At 32.0% G+C, this 17,904-nt stretch carries 20 protein-coding genes and 2 tRNA genes; 15 read left to right on the forward strand and 7 right to left on the reverse strand.

Translation table 11 applies throughout. The features are described 5' to 3' along the window. Nucleotides 1–298: 298 nt before the first annotated feature. A tRNA-Thr gene (locus tag MK115_RS02330) sits at nucleotides 299–370 on the reverse strand. Between the two features lie 10 nt (nucleotides 371–380). Then, nucleotides 381–462: transfer RNA gene (locus tag MK115_RS02335), tRNA-Tyr, on the reverse strand. Nucleotides 463–564: 102 nt separating this feature from the next. Here MK115_RS02335 and aroQ point away from each other — a divergent pair. The 10 genes from aroQ to proC all read left to right on the forward strand — a co-directional run bounded on the left by aroQ (nucleotide 565) and on the right by proC (nucleotide 7,704). Continuing rightward, on the forward strand, nucleotides 565–1,005 hold the full coding sequence (gene aroQ, locus MK115_RS02340) for a type II 3-dehydroquinate dehydratase (RefSeq protein WP_025971782.1): 441 nt from the start codon (nucleotides 565–567) through the stop codon (nucleotides 1,003–1,005). Continuing rightward, complete coding sequence (locus MK115_RS02345; protein ID WP_287608815.1) at nucleotides 1,006–1,614, forward strand: MiaE family protein; 609 nt, start codon at nucleotides 1,006–1,008, stop codon at nucleotides 1,612–1,614. A gap of 16 nt (nucleotides 1,615–1,630) precedes the next feature. Then, on the forward strand, nucleotides 1,631–2,386 hold the full coding sequence (gene cobI, locus MK115_RS02350) for a precorrin-2 C(20)-methyltransferase (RefSeq protein ID WP_287608817.1): 756 nt from the start codon (nucleotides 1,631–1,633) through the stop codon (nucleotides 2,384–2,386). Continuing rightward, the gene (locus MK115_RS02355; RefSeq protein WP_287608819.1) at nucleotides 2,386–2,871 is read left to right on the forward strand and encodes a DUF1823 family protein; all 486 of its coding nucleotides are present in this window, start codon (nucleotides 2,386–2,388) and stop codon (nucleotides 2,869–2,871) included. The genes cobI and MK115_RS02355 overlap by 1 nt, the downstream gene beginning before the upstream one ends. 74 nt (nucleotides 2,872–2,945) lie before the next feature. Next, on the forward strand, nucleotides 2,946–4,319 hold the full coding sequence (gene der / locus MK115_RS02360) for a ribosome biogenesis GTPase Der (protein WP_011862416.1): 1,374 nt from the start codon (nucleotides 2,946–2,948) through the stop codon (nucleotides 4,317–4,319). Then, nucleotides 4,319–5,233 (forward strand): energy-coupling factor transporter transmembrane component T family protein, encoded by a 915-nt coding sequence (locus tag MK115_RS02365; protein WP_287608821.1) that lies wholly within the window; start codon nucleotides 4,319–4,321, stop codon nucleotides 5,231–5,233. Before der ends, MK115_RS02365 begins: the two co-directional genes overlap by 1 nt. Nucleotides 5,234–5,252: 19 nt before the next feature. After that, nucleotides 5,253–5,519: a PII-interacting protein PipX family protein gene (locus MK115_RS02370; protein WP_025880619.1), complete on the forward strand. Its 267-nt coding sequence runs from the start codon at nucleotides 5,253–5,255 to the stop codon at nucleotides 5,517–5,519. A 3-nt stretch (nucleotides 5,520–5,522) separates the two neighbouring features. After that, nucleotides 5,523–6,158 carry a YggS family pyridoxal phosphate-dependent enzyme gene (locus tag MK115_RS02375; RefSeq protein WP_287608824.1) on the forward strand — a complete coding sequence of 212 codons (636 nt, stop codon included), beginning with the start codon at nucleotides 5,523–5,525 and terminating at the stop codon, nucleotides 6,156–6,158. 150 nt (nucleotides 6,159–6,308) lie between these two features. Next, on the forward strand, nucleotides 6,309–6,884 hold the full coding sequence (locus tag MK115_RS02380; protein ID WP_025955246.1) for a cell division protein SepF: 576 nt from the start codon (nucleotides 6,309–6,311) through the stop codon (nucleotides 6,882–6,884). Between the two features lie 7 nt (nucleotides 6,885–6,891). Further along, nucleotides 6,892–7,704, forward strand: a complete 813-nt coding sequence (gene proC, locus MK115_RS02385; RefSeq protein WP_287608827.1) for a pyrroline-5-carboxylate reductase — start codon at nucleotides 6,892–6,894, stop codon at nucleotides 7,702–7,704. 5 nt (nucleotides 7,705–7,709) lie between these two features. Here the strand turns inward: proC and MK115_RS02390 are convergent, their stop codons facing one another. The 4 genes from MK115_RS02390 to hpf all read right to left on the reverse strand — a co-directional run bounded on the left by MK115_RS02390 (nucleotide 7,710) and on the right by hpf (nucleotide 10,987). Further along, nucleotides 7,710–8,867 (reverse strand): glycosyltransferase family 4 protein, encoded by a 1,158-nt coding sequence (locus tag MK115_RS02390; protein WP_287608829.1) that lies wholly within the window; start codon nucleotides 8,865–8,867, stop codon nucleotides 7,710–7,712. An 85-nt stretch (nucleotides 8,868–8,952) separates the two neighbouring features. Next, nucleotides 8,953–9,738 (reverse strand): DNA repair protein RecO, encoded by a 786-nt coding sequence (gene recO, locus MK115_RS02395; RefSeq protein ID WP_287608831.1) that lies wholly within the window; start codon nucleotides 9,736–9,738, stop codon nucleotides 8,953–8,955. Beyond that, a complete protein-coding gene (locus tag MK115_RS02400) occupies nucleotides 9,739–10,395 on the reverse strand; it encodes a beta/alpha barrel domain-containing protein (RefSeq protein WP_079323428.1) in 657 nt (218 codons plus the stop codon). A 7-nt stretch (nucleotides 10,396–10,402) separates the two neighbouring features. Next, on the reverse strand, nucleotides 10,403–10,987 hold the full coding sequence (gene hpf / locus MK115_RS02405) for a ribosome hibernation-promoting factor, HPF/YfiA family (protein ID WP_011862425.1): 585 nt from the start codon (nucleotides 10,985–10,987) through the stop codon (nucleotides 10,403–10,405). A gap of 44 nt (nucleotides 10,988–11,031) precedes the next feature. Between hpf and lipB the strand changes: the two genes are divergently transcribed. The 5 genes from lipB (at nucleotide 11,032) to queA (ending at nucleotide 16,852) form a co-directional block, all read left to right on the forward strand. Beyond that, complete coding sequence (gene lipB, locus MK115_RS02410; RefSeq protein ID WP_287608835.1) at nucleotides 11,032–11,682, forward strand: lipoyl(octanoyl) transferase LipB; 651 nt, start codon at nucleotides 11,032–11,034, stop codon at nucleotides 11,680–11,682. A 27-nt stretch (nucleotides 11,683–11,709) separates the two neighbouring features. Beyond that, nucleotides 11,710–13,653 (forward strand): AMP-binding protein, encoded by a 1,944-nt coding sequence (locus tag MK115_RS02415; protein WP_287608837.1) that lies wholly within the window; start codon nucleotides 11,710–11,712, stop codon nucleotides 13,651–13,653. Between the two features lie 38 nt (nucleotides 13,654–13,691). Next, the gene (locus tag MK115_RS02420; RefSeq protein ID WP_025880659.1) at nucleotides 13,692–14,135 is read left to right on the forward strand and encodes a YlqD family protein; all 444 of its coding nucleotides are present in this window, start codon (nucleotides 13,692–13,694) and stop codon (nucleotides 14,133–14,135) included. A gap of 218 nt (nucleotides 14,136–14,353) precedes the next feature. Beyond that, nucleotides 14,354–15,721 (forward strand): dihydrolipoamide acetyltransferase family protein, encoded by a 1,368-nt coding sequence (locus MK115_RS02425; RefSeq protein WP_287608850.1) that lies wholly within the window; start codon nucleotides 14,354–14,356, stop codon nucleotides 15,719–15,721. 6 nt (nucleotides 15,722–15,727) lie between these two features. After that, nucleotides 15,728–16,852: a tRNA preQ1(34) S-adenosylmethionine ribosyltransferase-isomerase QueA gene (queA, locus tag MK115_RS02430; RefSeq protein WP_287608851.1), complete on the forward strand. Its 1,125-nt coding sequence runs from the start codon at nucleotides 15,728–15,730 to the stop codon at nucleotides 16,850–16,852. 2 nt (nucleotides 16,853–16,854) lie between these two features. Here the strand turns inward: queA and cysK are convergent, their stop codons facing one another. Continuing rightward, nucleotides 16,855–17,841, reverse strand: coding sequence for a cysteine synthase A (gene cysK, locus MK115_RS02435; RefSeq protein WP_002805805.1), 987 nt, complete (start codon nucleotides 17,839–17,841; stop codon nucleotides 16,855–16,857). Between the last annotated feature and the right edge of the window lie 63 nt (nucleotides 17,842–17,904).

Consider the following 17,904-nt stretch of genomic DNA (forward strand, 5'->3'; position numbering starts at 1 on the left):
TCATGGTTGCCGCAAGAGATATTCTGTGCATTCTGTATGACGATAATGCCATTTCTTAAAACAATGTTTTTAAATTCTAAAATATATTAATGTTATTTAAGACTAATTAGTTTTATTGGGCTATATCCTCGCCGAGACCAGAGATCAGGACCTCTCCCTTACCAAGCGAAGTAAATTATTTTAATAAGAAATAATTATGCTCTAATTTCTGCTCTAATTCGTTTATATTCAGTGGTCTTAAAATTATTTTATTTTTTCAAATTCTTATAAACTCAGTTATGGAGATACTTCTTGTTCATGCCCTCGTCGGGACTTGAACCCGAGACCTCTCCCTTACCAAGGGAGTGCTCTACCGCTGAGCTACAAGGGCAATTTTAAAGTGGGCCGGGTTGGATTTGAACCAACGTAGGCAGAGCCAGCGGATTTACAGTCCGCCCCCTTTAACCACTCGGGCACCGACCCCCACTATTTGAACTTATCAGTTAATGGACACTTTGTGTGAAATTGTTTTGGTTTTTTTGTTTCTTTCTAGATAGCATTTGTAAAGAAAAGACTTTATTGATGATGAATATTTTATTGATAAATGGACCAAATCTAAATCTTTTGGGCACTAGAGAACCTGAAATATATGGTAATAAAACATTGAGTGATATAGAAAAAGATTTAACTAAAGTTGCTAAAGAAAAAAGTATTAATCTTGAATGTTTTCAAAGTAATCATGAAGGAGAAATAGTAGATAAAATTCAGGAGTCTGTAAAAAGTATCCAAGGTATTCTTATAAATGCTGGCGCTTTTACTCATACCTCGATTTCTATTCGTGATGCTTTAATTGGATCAAAAATTCCGTTTGTAGAGTTACATATTTCAAATATTTTCAGTAGAGAAGATTTTCGTAAAGAATCTTTTCTTACAGATAAAGCTATAGGAATTATTAGTGGATTCGGCATATCAAGTTATTCCTTAGCTCTTGAAGGAATCATTGGATATTTGAGTATTAAAGATTAAATGCTAGTCGATTTTAAAAGGCCCACTTCTCATATTAAATATTTATCGTCATTTACCTCAGATGAGTGGATCAAACTCGCATTATCTAATCCAATAGATATTCTTATTGACCATGCTCATTGTGAAAGAAAAGCAGCAGGAGTAGCTATTCAATTGATGTTTAGATATCCATCAGAACCAAATCTGGCAGAAGTTCTAAGTCCAATAGCGAGAGAGGAATTAGAGCATTTTGAAAAAATACTTTATTTTTTAAAGGATCTTGGACATTCTCTTGAGTCCTTAAAACCGCCTCCATATGGAGCTGAATTGTCCAAGAATATAAGAAAGGAAGAGCCCAATAGAATGCTTGATAGTTTCTTAATAGCAGGACTTATTGAAGCAAGAAGTCATGAAAGATTAAGCTTGCTTGCGCTGAATTCTGAAGATAAATCGTTTAAATCCCTTTATGAGTCTCTGCTTGAGAGTGAGGCAAGACATTTTGGAGTTTACTGGAAACTAGCGCAAACTAAATTCTCTAAAAATCAAACTTTCAAAAGGTTAGAGGAATTGTCTGAAATTGAGTCAGCAATACTAGCTGAAACTTTTATATTGCCAAGGGTACATAGCTAAAGTTAATAAAATAAAAATGATAATAAAAAAGTTCTTAAGTTTACTTAATCGATATAAAACTGATTTACCAACATTCACCATCGTTGGTGTAGGCCCTGGAGATCCATCGCTTTTAACAATTGCTGCTGTGGATGCAATAAAAAAAGCGAAAGTTATAGTTTTCCCAATATCAGATGATAATAAAAAGAGTTTTGCTGCGGAAATAGTCAAGAAATACACCAAATTTAAAAAAAATATCCCTATCATCTTTCCAATGGCTAGGAAGGATTTTGATCCAGATGAAATATGGTCTAATGCTGTAGAAAAAATTGTGAAATTTATACAAAATGGCGAATCAGTTGTTTTACTTTGTCTTGGAGATACTTCACTATTTGCAAGTTCTTCTAATATTTTGAGGTTAATAAAAAATAATCATGCTGAAATTATTACCAAAACCATACCTGGTATTTCCTCTATTTCAGCAGCAGCAGCTTTGAATGATTTTGATTTGGTAAAAAAAGGCGAGACATTGATCATCAAAGAATGCCCTTCTTCAGAATCTGAATTAACAACCCTAATTAGGGAAAGTAAGGCAAATAAAACGGTATTGGCCATTATGAAAGTTGGCAAAAGATGGAATTTAGTCAGGGAAATTTTAAAAAAAGAGGATATCATCAATACAACATTAATAGCTTTAAGTGTTGGGATGCCTGATCAAATTATTCAATATGCATCACAATATAAAAAGGAATTTATGCCTTATTTTTCTTTGATTTTGATAAGGTTCGATTAATGTATAAAAAAGAAAAATTAGTTGAAAATCAATTTACATGGCCAATATGTAAGGATCTATTATTTCTTGTTCTCGAAGATAGGGTTAGTGATGTTTTTGTTTGTGAATTGGTTTGGGAAAGACTTTTTTATACTAAAGAACTATCTATAAATGATTGGGCCTTTAGCGCATTAACTCCTTCTTATTGGTCAGAAAAATTTGAAAAAGCTCCTCAAATCATTTCAGAGCGACCAGCCTCAATACATTTGACTCGATCAATTCCAAAAGAATATAAACAGGGATTGAAAAATTTTCTTAATTTTAAAGGTTATAAGATTAATGAACTCTATCCAAGAAGAACTAGAAGAGCGACGGCAGTAAATTGGTTGATTTATTGGGCGATTGAAAATGATTGTTTTTCAAAAGATAATGGATTAATGCCAAGTCCTAGTTCACCCCCTGTTAATCCAGTTAAAGGACATTTTGGCGATCCAGAAATTAAATAAGTTTTTTTGAAAAAGGTAAATGATTCTATTAAAGGTATAGTTGTAATGGATACTACTTTCTTTGGAGAGAAGAATTGATTCTTCCTACAATAGCAATTATCGGAAGACCTAACGTTGGGAAATCTACCTTAGTTAATCGTCTTTGCCAAAGTAATGATGCAATAGTATTTGATAAGCCTGGTGTTACAAGAGATAGAACTTATCAAAATGCTTCATGGGGAGGTAAGGAATTTCAAATAGTTGATACTGGAGGTTTAGTTTTTGATGATGATAGTGAATTTCTCCCAGAGATAAGGACACAAGTTTTCTTGGCTCTAGAAGAGGCTTCACTCGCGTTACTGGTGGTAGATGGGAATCAAGGCGTTACTGATGGTGATTTATCAATAGCAAAATGGTTAAGAAACTCAAGCTGTAAAACAATTGTTGCTGTTAATAAATGCGAATCGACTACTCTAGGAATATCCCTAGCTTCGGAGTTCTGGAAATTAGGATTGGGCGAACCTAACCCTGTTTCGGCTATTCATGGTTCAGGTACTGGAGATCTTTTAGATCTCGTTATTGGCGAACTTCCTGAAAATAATATCCAGGATGATGAAGAAAAGATAATGATGTCAATTATTGGTAGGCCTAATGTTGGTAAATCTAGTTTGTTAAATTCAATCTGTGGAGAAAAAAGAGCAATAGTTAGTGATATTAGTGGTACGACAACTGATTCAATAGATACGCTTATTAAAAAAGGTGATAATCATTGGAAAATTATTGATACTGCAGGGATTAGAAGAAAGAAAAATGTTAAATATGGCACTGAATTCTTTGGTATTAATAGGGCTTTTAAATCTATAGATAGAAGTGATGTTTGTGTTTTAGTTATAGATGCTATAGATGGAGTAACTGATCAAGACCAGAAGCTGGCTGGGCGCATAGAAGAACAAGGCAGAGCTTGCATAATTGTTGTTAATAAATGGGATCTTGTAGAAAAAAATAGTTCAACAATTTATCAAGTAGAAAAAGAACTTAGATCTAAACTTTATTTTTTACACTGGTCAAAAATGATTTTTATATCTGCCCTAACTGGTCAAAGAGTTGATAATATTTTTGAGCATGCTCTTAATGCTGTAAATCAACATAGAAGAAGAGTTACAACATCTGTAGTTAATGAAGTACTTAAAGAATCAATCAGTTGGAAAAGTCCTCCAACGAAGAGAAGCGGCAAGCAAGGTAGGCTTTATTACGGTACTCAAGTAAAGAACAAACCTCCCACTTTTACTCTTTTTGTAAATGACCCTAAATTATTCGGAATAACTTATAGAAGATATATTGAAAAACAAATTAGAGTAAATTTAGGCTTTGAAGGCACACCCCTCATTTTACTTTGGAGAGGAAAACAGCAAAGAGCTTTAAATAAAGAAGTCGAAAGAGAAAATATTGAGTTAATTCAAAAAGATTAATGAATTTGCTAACCAAATTTTCTGTTGGTCAATACGTTCATGGTAATAGAAGTTGGCTAAGAATTATAGATAGTAGATTAAAAATAATTATCGTAATGATATTTTTAATCACTCCAATTTGGGCAGGTCCAATATGGAGATTGAGTTTAGTTGGTTTTTTACTATTAATTACTTTTTTAAGTTTATTGCCATCTAGAGTATGGTGGCGATCATTATTTTTTCTCTCATGTTTGTCACTATTAATTGGATGTATATCAATACTTGCCTCGTCTGATATTCAATCTCTTGATGGCTACTTAAGAAATCCCAATGAGTTGCAAGTAGTACTGGAAAGCCAAAAAGAATGGAATATTTTGCAAATTCCTTCGCAGAAGATATGGTTTATTAATTTTGGTCCCTACAACTTATCAAGAAAAGCCTTTGAACTAGGAATAAAAACCTCCACTTTGATATTTACCGTTATTCATAGTGTGAATTTGATGCTTTTAACCACATTGCAGGAAGACATTGTATGGGGATTAAGTTGGTTTATGTATCCATTAAGAAAGATTGGATTGCCAACTAGTAAGTGGCTTTTTCAGTTGTTAATTGCATTACGTTTTATTCCTCTAGTGCAGGAAGAACTTCAAAATATCATTAAATCAGTGTCAGTTAGATCAATAAATTTTCGAAATTTAGGATTAAAGAAATCCTTTAATGTTTTATTAATCTTAGTGGAAAGGTTATTTCAAAATATATTTCTGAGAATTGATCATGGAGCAGAATCATTACTCTCAAAGAAAAAAATTATTATAAAAACCAACAGATTTAGAACTCTTTATCCTTCAAAATCTCTCAATGTAATTGTTAATACATTATCGATTTGTTTTATTTGCATAGCAATTTTTCTTAGAAAACTGTATGGTGCATTATAAATAACACAATATTTTAGGTTTGAGTTCTGAGCGTTATTTAAACCATCCAACATTTGGCATGTTATACCAAGTTTCTCCTGGAAATGATGGGAGAGATATTTATGCGACTTTATACGCTCAAAAAATGTTTTTCTTGGTAGAAGTTCGACAGAGAGAAGTTTTTTTTGAAGTTATACCTTATTTAGATGCCCGTAATCAGGCCGAATTAAACCTTCAAAAAGCTAGAAGAAAAGGATCTGAAGAACTATCTAAATGGGAGAATTTATTTACGCAAACTTTCTTATAAAAGGTGAACCCTGCAAATTATTTAAAAATAAAAAATAAAATACCATCAAATGTAAATATTCTTGCGGTAAGTAAAGGATTTAAAAGTCAAGAAATCAAGACTATTCAAAATATAGGTCAGAACGATTTTGGTGAAAGTAAGGTTCAAGAGGCGTTTGAAAAACAATTAACCTTAAAAGATCTTAAACAAATAAATTGGCACTTTATTGGAAGAATACAAAGTAATAAAATAAGAAAAATAGTTCAAAATTTTAAATACATTCATTCAGTAGATTCATTTGAAAAGTTGCAAAAGATTTCTAATATTTCACGTGAAGAGAAGAAAAATCCATTAATAATGTTGCAGGTTAAGTTGAGTGATGACCCTACTAAAGGAGGCTTTAATCCTGAATTTTTAATTTTGAAATGGAGAGAAATTCAAGAGTTGAAAAATATTTCATTAACCGGTTTGATGACTATCAATCCTAAAGGACTTAGCTCTAAAGAAAATTCAGGGTTGTTCAAAAAATGTCGTGCTCTCGCTGATTCACTGCAACTACCAGATTGTTCCATGGGGATGTCAGGTGATTGGGAGGAAGCTATTGACGCTGGATCAACTTGGTTAAGATTAGGATCATTGATTTTTGGAGGTAGATCCTAATTAGTTATTTTTTTATAAAAATCTTATCTATAAACTTGCAGTAAAGTTCAACTAACGTTATTTAAGTATAGGTAGTTTATTCATTTAAAAAATGAATCTATTACTTAAGGTTCTTAAACCTTAGTAATCAATTTCAAGAGGATTTAAAAGGTGTCACTTATTTCTAGATTAAAGGCAGTTGTTGCAGGGGATGAGTATCTCGATGATGATTTTGATGAGTTGGATTATGCTTCAGAGGATGAATTAAATGATATTAATAATTTCAAACAAAATCCAAAGAATGCAAATGCCCTTGCAAATTCAAATCCATTCGATTTTATGAATAACAACAGATCATCAAAAGTAGTTGGTATGCCTGGAATCTCAAATTCATCCTCAGAAGTAAGCTTAATGGAACCAAGAAGTTTTGATGAGATGCCTCAAGCTATACAAGCATTAAGAGAGAGAAAAACTGTAATTCTCAATTTAACTATGATGGATCCTGATCAAGCTCAAAGAGCGGTTGATTTTATTGCTGGGGGCACATATGCAATTGATGGACATCAAGAGAGAGTCGGTGAAAGTATTTTTCTTTTTGCTCCAAGTTGTGTAAATGTAACTAGTTCTTCCCCAGAAGAAGCTTCTCCTTCTTCTGTGTCTACAGAAAACACACCACAATATAGTTTGGGCAAAAATACTACTCCTGAACCAGCATGGGGTAATTCTAAATTAAGTGCTTATTCATGATTAATCTGTGACAGATAAAATTGCGATTATTGGTTTTGGAAATATTGCAAGTGCTATAGTTACCCCTCTATTAGATAACAAATTAATTCAGCCAGAGAATGTTTTTTGTGTTGTAAATACAGAAAAAAGTTTAGAAAACATAAAAAAAAATTATAAACATAATATAAACGTTTATAAATCAGGTTCTAAAGAGTCAAAAATAATTTGGGATTGTCAATATAAACTTCTTTCGATAAAACCCCAACAATTAAATGATATAAGTGAGGCCCATCATATAAAAAATAAGGACAATTTAATAGTTTCAATTCTTGCCGGGGTTTCAATAAATAGACTTACTCAAAAGTTTCCTAATCATAAATGTGTGAGGGTGGTTACAAATATTCCAATAACTATTGGAAAAGGTTTAACAGGGATTTCTTGGGGAGAAGAAATTACAGAAGATCAGAAACAATTTACAAAAAAATTATTTGAAAATACTAGTAAAATTTATGAATTTACTGAAGATTACCTTGATATATTTTTAGCTTTAACTTCATCAGGTCCTGCAATTATTGCTTTAATTATAGAAGCATTAAGTGATGGAGGATTAAGCGGGGGATTACCAAAAATAATTTCAGAGGAACTTGTTATGGAAATGATACTAGGGACTATTTGTCTAATAAAGGAAAATAAACTTACTACTTCTGAGCTTAAAAATTTAGTAACCTCTCCAGGTGGAACAACTATTTCTGCTTTAAGGGTTTTAGAAAAAAAGAGTGTAAGGTCAGCATTAATTGAATCAATAGTTTCAGCTAGTAATCGAAGTAAAGAGTTTCGTTAGGTTTTTCAATTATCTTTTAAGTTCATATAAACTTTTTCAAGTGAATTTATATTTTTAGCAATTGTGTATCTCTCAAGTATACGTTCTCTAGCTTTTTCTCCAAGATCTTTTGTAAATGAAGGGTGTTCTACAAGAATTGGGATTATAGTTTTTAATTGTGCAGCCACATTATCAGTTGAAATTACTATTCCTGCTCCGTTATCTAAAACTTCACCATCAGCTCCGGCATCTGTAGCTACACAAGCAGTACCAGCAGACATTGCCTCTAAAAGTGATAATGATAAACCTTCTACTAAGCTTGGTAAGAAAAATACTTCTGCTATTTGCATTATTGCTATCCTAGTTTCTAAATCTAATTCGGCACCCCACCAAATTAATTTCTCATTACCAAGGTTAGAAAAACTATTTTCAAGTGTTGGCTTCATTGGTCCATCCCCAACAATAACTAATTTGCAATTTTGAGTTTTTGTTTGGCGCCAAGAACGTAAAAGTGCCTCGATATTTTTCTCATTTGCAATCCTTCCCATATATAAAAAGATTCTTTCATTTCCAAGTTTGTTTTTTACCTGATCATATTTTTTACTTTTTTCGCAAAAAGGTTTCCAAATATTTTCATCAACGCCGTTTGGAATAATTATTTGTTTTTCTTTAGGTACTCCTAATTTCTCAAGAACATTTTTTTGAGGTTCAGAAAAAATAATTATTTTATCGAACTTTGCTAAAGAGGGAGCATAAAGTTGATATGTTAATTGTTGAGTGCTCGCAGTTAGATTTCTATTTTTTGCATCAAATGGTGGATGAAATGTTCCTATAAGAGGAACATTAATTTCATTACAAAGCTCTGGAAGTCTAAAGTCTAAAGGAGATAAAGTTAGGCTTGCATGTACTATGTCAGGTTTTAATCTTTCCAATGATAGCCTTAGCTCTTTTTCTGCCCTTGGTGAGGGTATTGTATAAACTTGAGATTTAATTAAATATGGGAGACTTACATCAGGATCATTTGCAAGAAATAATGGGTTTGATGAATTTGAACTAGAGGGATTGTCGAAATGAATAAAACTAATTTTATGCCCTCTGGCCTTTAATTCCTTAGTAGTTGAATTACCGTAAGTTACATTTCCACAAAAAGGGGATTTTTTTCCCAACCAGGCAATATGAACCACATTAATTGAATTAACTATTTATTAAGTTAACAGGCAAAGGCGCCATGATCATATTTTTTAAATTTTTTAATGCTTCATGAAAATGCTAACTATATATTTCTCTCAACATTTTTAGTGAAGATAGCTCCTTCTCTAATTGAGTAGAGATCCATGTCTCAATAATGAATAATATTTTAAGCCAGACTTTTTTGGGACCCAACAACTCTCCATTAGATTTTATTGGTAATTCGGGGAAAAGAAGTCTCTGTAATAGAGCAACTTCAGATGCATTTATTTTTAGATTACTTTGAGGATCTTCTATGGATGAAAACCCTTCACTTGGCAAATAATAACAACTCCATTCCCAATTTCCTAAAGGTGGAATAATAGGTTCTCCAGTTTTACAACAATGATGAATTGGTAAATTAATACCCCCGATGGCTAATAGATGGATTAAAGATTGAATACTCATTGAGAGCATTTTAATATCTTCTTCTTTAGATTCTTCATACAAATAAATCCTATCTAGATGTGCAAGAACACAAGTTAAATAGTTTTGTTGCTTATCATTATTACCTACTAATAAAAAAGTTAATTCAGTTATTGCTTGCGCGGCTGCAAGACATTCAATATTTTTCCCTAGACCAGAATAGCTTTTTAATATTTTAATTTGACGTACAGATTTAAGATTTCTTTTCCCAAAAATTTGCAGACTTAAATATGTTAATGGAGTAGCTGCGGCAAGACTACTTTTAGGACGTCTAGCACCAGGTACCGCTAATCGAACAATCCCCTGCTCATCAGTAAGAATAGTTATTAATCTATCATTCTCGCCTAATGGAGAAGCTTTAATACAGAGACCCTCTAGTCTGCACTCACCAGAACCAGACATTTAAAAATTTACTTCTTGGAAAATCTCACAAAAATTAGAAGTTCCAACGCAACTAATTCCATTATCAAACAAATCAATAACTTGTGTCAGTTTTTTTATACCACCTACAACTTTTATTTGATTTTGAGAGCCTGTTATTTTTAGTATTTCGGGGACATCATTAGATGTAAGAGGAGATCCAAACCCGTCCCCGAATTGAAAATTTTTTATTCCTAATTCCAAACATATTTCTATCGCATTAATAAAAACTTCTTCTTGTAGTTTTGATTTATTTATGATTATTGAAACTGGTAATCCAGATAATTTAACTTGCTCAATTTCAGCAGCGAAAGTTTCTAAATTTCTTTTGGATAAATTGATAAAGTTTGGGATATATTCAATTCCTTTTGCACCCTTATCTTTTGCAAAACAAACTAATTCTTCAATAAATGAAACTGGTAAATCTGCTAAAGGGTAAGAAATAAGTGCGTTTATATCCGCACTGTAATTACCCAAACAGTTTTTAAGATCAGTTAAATAATTTAGTGAAGTAGAAATATTTTTGATATTGTATTTTCTTATTAAATCGCAATTCACACAGAAATCTTCCCATGATAAATAAGGGTTAATAATAATCGCATGAATTTTCTCGTTTAATTCATATTCAATATTGGGCATTTAAAACTTATTTAGATTGAATCAGTCCATAACCTCCATGATTCCTTTTATATATAACTTGAAGTTCATTATTTTTCTTGTTTCGAAAAACATAAAAATCATGATCAATTAGATCTAATTGTTTTCTTGCTTCGTCTGATGAAATTGGAGTCATTTCAAAGTATTTATTTTTTATAGATGGCTCAGGCAGACTTGCTTCAGTTCCTTCTTTAAAAAAAGCTTTATCTAAAAAATTTGATTCCATACTTTCAATTGGTAAAGAATCTTTATTTTTAAATTGTTTATTATGAATTGTTTTATTGTTTCTTTCTTTGTATTTGCGTAATTTTCTACAAAGTTTATTTGAAACTAAATCAATGCTTGAGTATAGATTTTCAGTTTTTTCTTCAGCTCTAATTACGGTACCATTTGCAAAAATAGTAACTTCTGCAGTTTGGAACGAGACTCTTGGATTCTTTTCAATTGAAAGGTGTATGTCAGCTTCTTTAACGATATCCTTATAGTGATGTGTTGCTTTTTCTATCTTTGCCTCAGTATATTCTTTTAATGCTCCAGTGAGCTCAAGATTCTTTCCATGGATTAAAATTTTCATAACAAATCTAAAAATATTTACTTACTTTCTAAATCTACTTAAATATGGATAATAGAACAGCAATAATTAAACAACCTGATAATATTTCTTCTTTTAATGATGTTTATAAATTACAAAAAGAATATCAGGAGGCATTGATTTTAGATAATTCTAACCCTGATTTTATTTGGATAGGGGAGCATCAACTCTGTTATACATTGGGGAGAGGATCTAATTACGATAATTTACTATTTTCTCTGAATGATGCTAAATATGATGTTTTTAAGATTGATAGAGGTGGTGAGGTAACTTGTCATATGCCAGGACAATTAGTAACGTATTTGGTTTTAGATTTGAAAAATTTTAATAAAGATTTAAATTGGTACTTAAGAAAAATTGAAGAAATTATTATAAAAATCCTTGGAGCTTTTAATATAGATTGTCACTCTAGAAAAGGGTTTACTGGTGTTTGGATAGGAAATAAGAAAATCGCATCAATTGGAATTGGGTGTAAAAGATGGATTACGATAAATGGATTTTCAATCAATATTGACTGCGAATTAGAAAACTTTAATAAAATTGTTCCTTGCGGAATAGAAAATTGTCTTATGGCAAATATGATTGATTACAACAAAAATTTAAATATTCAAGAAGTCAAGAGAATTGTTAAAAAAATCATTCAGGAAGAATTTAATTTTGATTTTGTATCAAAATAGAAATTAAAATTTCAAAATCAATTTAATATGGGTGATTTAGCGTACTGGCCTTCAGCCAAACCTCTTTCTAAAAAAGATAAATTTGCTAAAAATAGAGATTTTATTAAGAACCTTGATCATATAGATCAAATTTGGGAAAAATTAAAATTTAAATGTGGTGATACTTTAGCTGTTTGCGATTTAAGAGGGAAATACAAAGAAAAATTTTCTTATTCTGAGCTGGCTGATTTAATAACAAAAGTCTCTTTTTCTTTCGAAAATTATGGTTTAAAAAAGGGGGATGTAGTTACTGTAATATCTGAAAATTCTCCAAGATGGCTAGCAGTAGATCAAGGCTTAATGCGTTTAGGAGCTATAAATGCAGTGAGAGGTATTAATTCTCCTTCAGTAGAATTAGACTATATTATTGAGCACTCTAATTCAGTAGGACTAATAGTTCAATCTAAGGAAATTTGGCTAAAGTTAAACAACAAAGAAGAATTAAAAAAAAGACTGAAATTTATAATCAATTTAGAAGATGAACAATTTGAAAGTTTAATAAGTTGGAGTACATTCATAAGTTCAGTAGAAAAAGAAAATTCACAAAATAATAATCTTGAAAAATTTAATCCAGAAATTGATGACGTCGCTACTATTCTTTACACTTCTGGGACGACCGGAAAACCTAAAGGTGTGCCTTTGACTCATGCAAATTTTTTACATCAAATAATCAATTTAGCCTATATCGCTGATCCAGAACCAGGGACCTCTGTATTAAGCGTTTTGCCTATCTGGCATTCTTATGAGAGAAGTGCTGAATACTTCTTTTTTTCATGCGGTTGTTCTCAATACTATACAATTCCAAAATTTCTTAAAGATGATATTACACAAATAAAACCTGTTGTCATGGCTACTGTACCGAGACTATGGGAAGCAATACATGATGGTTTTTTTCAGGCTTTGAAAAAAATGCCTTCCAAAAAGCAAAAACTTATTAAGTTTTTGATAAGTAATAGTTCGGTTTTCAAAAGAAGTCTTAGAAAGATAAGAAATATAGATATAAATCAAATAACTTTTAAATCAAAAATCCCCTTACTGGGTTCTGTTATTAGCCGATATCCTTTACATAAATTGTCTACTATTTTTTTATGGCCGAATATTCTTAGACAACTATGCGGAGAAAAACTGAAATTTCCCATTAATGGTGGAGGTGCATTGCCAGAACATGTAGATCTTTTTTTTGAATCTTTAGGTGTAGATGTTTTGGTGGGATATGGACTCACAGAAACTAGTCCAGTATTAACTTGTAGGAGAAGAGAATTAAATGTTAGAGGATCATCTGGGCAGCCTCTTTCATTTACTGAAATCAAAATAGTGAATGATGATAAAAAAAAGATTCTGAAGTTCAGAGAAGTCGGGAAAATTCTTGTTAGGGGGCCGCAAGTAATGAAAGGTTATCTTAATAATGAAATAGCTACAAATGATGTTTTATCCAAGGATGGTTGGTTTGATACTGGTGATTTAGGTTTTCTAATACCAAATGGTTCTCTCTTTATAACAGGAAGAGCCAAGGATACAATAGTGCTATCAAGTGGTGAAAATATAGAACCGAATCCGCTAGAGACTGAAATCCTTAGTTCTGAATTTATTAATCAGATTCAACTAGTAGGACAAGATAAGAAATGTTTAACAGCCCTTGTAGTTCCTAATGTCGAATTGGTTAAAAGCAAGTTTTTGGAAGAAGACCTTTCAAAATTAAACCTGAATAAGAAAATTGGTACATTTTTCAAATCACAAATTAATAATTTGCTTAAAAGTCGATTAGGAGCAAGATCAGAAGAACAAATATTAGATTGTTATTTTGTTGATGCCTTTACTTTAGAAAATGGGTTGTTAACACAAACTCTTAAACAAAAAAGAAAAGAAATAGAAAAAAAGTATTCATTACAAATAGAAAATATGTATGAAAACAAATTTAGTAAGAAAATTTGATTTGTTCTATCTATATTGAAAAGGTAATTTAATTTTTTATGGAAACAAAAAACTCAATATCTATAAAGCGCTCAATAGCTATTAAAGCTGTAGTTACACCAACTTGGAAGGAAGATGCTGAAAAAGAATTAAGTAAAGCAATTTCAAACATTGATCAGCAATTATCGCAACTGGAGCAAGAGGGGCAGCAAATAGTAAATAATATTAGATCCCAATCGGTTAATCCCCTAGATCCAAGAGTTCAAGAACAGGTTAGTCAGGTGCAACAACAAGTCGCAGCAAAACGAAATGAAATTGAAGAACAAAAAAGAAATCTACTTCAACAACAGAGTCAAGTTCGCGAATTAAAAATGGACGAAATTGTTGATCAAGGGCAAGTGGATAGTTTCTGTGATGTCACTGTGGGAGACAATCTTATTGAAAAAATGCAAGTCTCGATTACGGTTAAAGATGGAGTTATTCAATCTATAGATAATAATTAAAGAGAAGATTTAGTATTTTTGATAAATATAAGTAAATCTTAATTTCGAAAAGTTTTAAATTCTAATCGATCTAAATTATTACTTTCTTAAGTTTTAAGAGTTCCCACTGTGAACATGATTTCGTATAATTAAAACAAGAGTTTAAAGGGTTCTTAACCATAAAAACTTTAGGAAGTTTGGTAGAAATCCCTTGAAACTTATGCAATAACAATTTTCTTATGTCTCACGAAATATTCATGCCTGCCTTGAGTTCTACTATGACGGAGGGCAAGATTGTGGAATGGTTGAAAAATCCAGGAGATAAAGTTGAAAGAGGTGAATCTGTCTTGGTTGTTGAATCTGACAAGGCAGATATGGATGTTGAATCTTTTCAAGATGGATATCTTGCAGCTGTTTTAATGCCTGCTGGCAGCACTGCACCAGTAGGAGAGACTATCGGTCTTATTGTAGAAAATGAGGATGAGATAGCTTCTGTTCAAGAACAAAATAAAGGAAAACAACCCGAAGTTTCTAGTTCGGATCAACTTGAATTGGTAAGCAATAAAACGGAAGAAAAACCTGTGATTCAAAGTGAAATTGTTGAAAAACAAGAAAAAGAAGTCGTATTAATGAGTGAAAAGGCAGCCTCATCTTTTAATAGTGATCAAATAAATGCTGCTACGAGTAATGTTTCTTCGAGGGTGATTGCATCTCCAAGAGCTAAAAAACTTGCCTCTCAAATGGGTGTTGATTTAGCAAAGGTTCATGGATCCGGACCTCACGGAAGGATTCAAGCCGATGATATTTTAAAAGCTAATGGCCAACCAGTCTCTATACCATGGATAGGTGAAGGTGGTTCTCCTGCAAGTATACCTGGTGCAAATTTGGGAGTTGAAAGTAAACCAGAAACTTCAGGAAATAGTTTTGGTAATCCCGGAGAAACAGTTCAATTTAATACTCTTCAAAAAGCGGTAAATAAAAATATGGAATCTAGTTTAGATGTGCCATGTTTTAGGGTGGGTTATTCCATTAACACAGATAAATTAGATAATTTCTACAAAAAAGTAAAACAGAACGGAGTTACTATGACTGCTTTACTAGTAAAGGCAGTTGCAAAGACACTAAAGAAACATCCTCAAGTTAACTCAAGTTTTTCAGAAAATGGAATTTCTTATCCAGAAAATATAAATATTGCTGTTGCTGTTGCGATGGAAGATGGTGGACTAATAACTCCAGTTTTAAAAGAACCATGCAATACTGATTTATTTGAATTGTCTAGGGAATGGAAAGATCTCGTAAAAAGATCAAGATCAAAACAATTAGAACCTGATGAATACTCAACGGGAACCTTCACTTTATCTAACCTTGGGATGTTTGGAGTTGATAGATTTGACGCAATTCTTCCTCCAGGTACCGGTGCTATTTTAGCCATAGCATCATCGAAACCAACCGTTGTTGCTAATAGTGATGGTTCAATATCTGTTAAAAAAATAATGCAAGTAAATCTAACAGCTGATCATAGAGTGATCTATGGAGCTGATGGAGCTTCATTCTTAAAAGACTTGGCTTCCCTAATTGAAGATGAGCCAGAGACTCTTGTCTCCTAAATTTAATTGATTTCTCAAATTAATAATGAAGAAAGAGATTATAAGCTTGAAGCTTATGATTATTTACTTGATCCTTCATTAATTGCTAGTAAACCTTCTGCAATTAGGCATGAATCAAGATTGATGATAGTTAGAAATAGTTTTTTAGAAGAAGACTGTTTAACTAATAAATTTACCAAGAATCTTTTAGATGAATTTAGAGAAGGGGATCTTGTAATTGTAAATAATACTAAAGTTATGAAAGCTAGGTTAAAGGTTGAATTAGAAAATAAGACATTAGTCGAATTATTAGTTTTAGAAAGATCCCATGAATGTGTTTGGTTATGTTTGGCAAAGCCAGCAAAAAAGTTAAAAATAAATAGAAAATTAAAATTAAAATCTCCATTAGCACAAGATATTAATTTGATTGTTGATGGAGTTGATGAAGAAACTGGAGGGAGATTTATTAAATTTCCGGAAAATATAACTTGTCTCAATTCAATGAATGAACTTCTTGATAAATACGGGGAAATCCCTCTTCCTCCTTATATAAAAAATTCCGAAGAAGAATCTTTTCATGAGAAAAGTTATCAAACTGAGTATGCAACAAATCCGGGGGCAGTTGCTGCACCAACAGCTGGTTTACACTTAAGCAAAAGTCTTATTTCCAATCTAAAAAAAAAAGGCGTAATAATCTTACCGATAACTTTGCACGTGGGTTATGGAACATTCAAACCAATTGATCAAGAAGATTTAAGTAACTTAAAACTTCATAAAGAATGGGTAAGTGTTAATAAGGAAGTAGTGGAGGAAATAAAAAGAATAAAGAAAACAGATAGAAAAATAATTGCTATTGGTACAACTAGCGTAAGAGCTCTTGAAAGTTGTTATTCTCACGAAATTAATGACTTTATTCCCATAGCTAAATACGTAGATTTAGTAATTAAGCCAGGTTATAAATTTAAGGTAGTTGATGGATTATTAACTAATTTTCATCTCCCTAAAAGTTCATTATTACTTTTAGTAAGTGCAATGATTGGTAGAGAAAGATTATTAGATCTGTATAAAAAAGCCATAAAAGAAAAATTTAGATTCTTCTCTTATGGCGATGCGATGTATATTTCACCAGATTCACTACTGGAGAAAAAATAGATTTAGGCTTTGACTGGTTCTTGAATGATTCCGCTTGGAACTTCAGTAAACATAATTGATGATAAATACCTCTCTGCTAAATCAGGTAGAACAACTACAATTGTCTTCCCAGCATATTCATCTTGTTCAGCTAATCTAACAGCAGCAGCAGCGGCAGCCCCACAAGATATTCCTACTAATAGACCTTCCTCTTTAGCTAACCTAAGAGCCATCTCAATTGATTCGTCATTTGTTACTTGTTCGACCTTATCAACAATTGATAAGTCAAGGTTCTTAGGAATAAATCCTGCTCCAATTCCTTGGATTTTATGTGGTCCGGATTTAACCTCTTCTCCATTCATTGTCTGTGTAATAACAGGACTGTGTGATGGTTCTACAGCTACAGAAGTAATATTCTTGCCCTTCTCTTGCTTAATGTATCTTGAAACTCCTGTAATTGTGCCGCCAGTTCCAACCCCTGCAACTAGGACATCAATTTCACCATCGCAATCATCCCAGATTTCTGGTCCAGTAGTTTTGAAATGAATTTCAGGGTTTGCTGGATTATCAAATTGACCTGGCATGAAATATTGAGAAGGATTACTTTCTGCAATTTCTTTAGCCTTAGCTATTGCTCCAGGCATACCTTTAGATGCCTCTGTTAAAACAATTTCAGCACCCAACACTGCCATAACCCTTCTTCTTTCAATTGACATGGATTCTGGCATTGTAAGGATCAGTTTATAACCTCTTGCTGAAGCAGTAAAAGCTAGAGCAATTCCTGTATTTCCAGAAGTTGGCTCAACAATAGTTTTGTCTTTTGTAAGTTTCCCACTTTTCTCTGCATCCCAGATCATGTTTGCGCCAATCCTACATTTGACACTATAAGCGGGGTTTCTACCTTCAATTTTTGCAAGTACTGTAGCTTTCGCGTTTTTAGTAACTGATTTTAATTTTACTAATGGAGTGTTTCCAATAGCAAAACTGTTGTCCTCATAAATTTTTGCCATTTATATATTGAGAAAATATATATTAATACTAACTATTATTCAGAAAAAGAGTATATAAGTTTC

The sequence above is a fragment of the Prochlorococcus sp. ALOHA_ZT_50 genome (assembly GCF_022447305.1).
In the GTDB taxonomy this organism is placed as follows: Bacteria; Cyanobacteriota; Cyanobacteriia; order PCC-6307; family Cyanobiaceae; genus Prochlorococcus_A.

Excerpts from the sequence above, each read along its gene's own strand:
- aroQ (WP_025971782.1), top strand. The coding sequence starts at position 565 with ATGAATATTTTATTGATAAATGGACCAAATCTAAATCTTTTGGGCACT.
- MK115_RS02345 (WP_287608815.1), top strand. The coding sequence starts at position 1,006 with ATGCTAGTCGATTTTAAAAGGCCCACTTCTCATATTAAATATTTATCG.
- cobI (WP_287608817.1), top strand. The coding sequence starts at position 1,631 with ATGATAATAAAAAAGTTCTTAAGTTTACTTAATCGATATAAAACTGAT.
- MK115_RS02355 (WP_287608819.1), top strand. The coding sequence starts at position 2,386 with ATGTATAAAAAAGAAAAATTAGTTGAAAATCAATTTACATGGCCAATA.
- MK115_RS02365 (WP_287608821.1), top strand. The coding sequence starts at position 4,319 with ATGAATTTGCTAACCAAATTTTCTGTTGGTCAATACGTTCATGGTAAT.
- recO (WP_287608831.1), bottom strand. The coding sequence starts at position 9,738 with ATGTCTGGTTCTGGTGAGTGCAGACTAGAGGGTCTCTGTATTAAAGCT.
- MK115_RS02400 (WP_079323428.1), bottom strand. The coding sequence starts at position 10,395 with ATGCCCAATATTGAATATGAATTAAACGAGAAAATTCATGCGATTATT.
- hpf (WP_011862425.1), bottom strand. The coding sequence starts at position 10,987 with ATGAAAATTTTAATCCATGGAAAGAATCTTGAGCTCACTGGAGCATTA.
- lipB (WP_287608835.1), top strand. The coding sequence starts at position 11,032 with ATGGATAATAGAACAGCAATAATTAAACAACCTGATAATATTTCTTCT.
- MK115_RS02415 (WP_287608837.1), top strand. The coding sequence starts at position 11,710 with ATGGGTGATTTAGCGTACTGGCCTTCAGCCAAACCTCTTTCTAAAAAA.
- MK115_RS02420 (WP_025880659.1), top strand. The coding sequence starts at position 13,692 with ATGGAAACAAAAAACTCAATATCTATAAAGCGCTCAATAGCTATTAAA.
- MK115_RS02425 (WP_287608850.1), top strand. The coding sequence starts at position 14,354 with ATGTCTCACGAAATATTCATGCCTGCCTTGAGTTCTACTATGACGGAG.
- cysK (WP_002805805.1), bottom strand. The coding sequence starts at position 17,841 with ATGGCAAAAATTTATGAGGACAACAGTTTTGCTATTGGAAACACTCCA.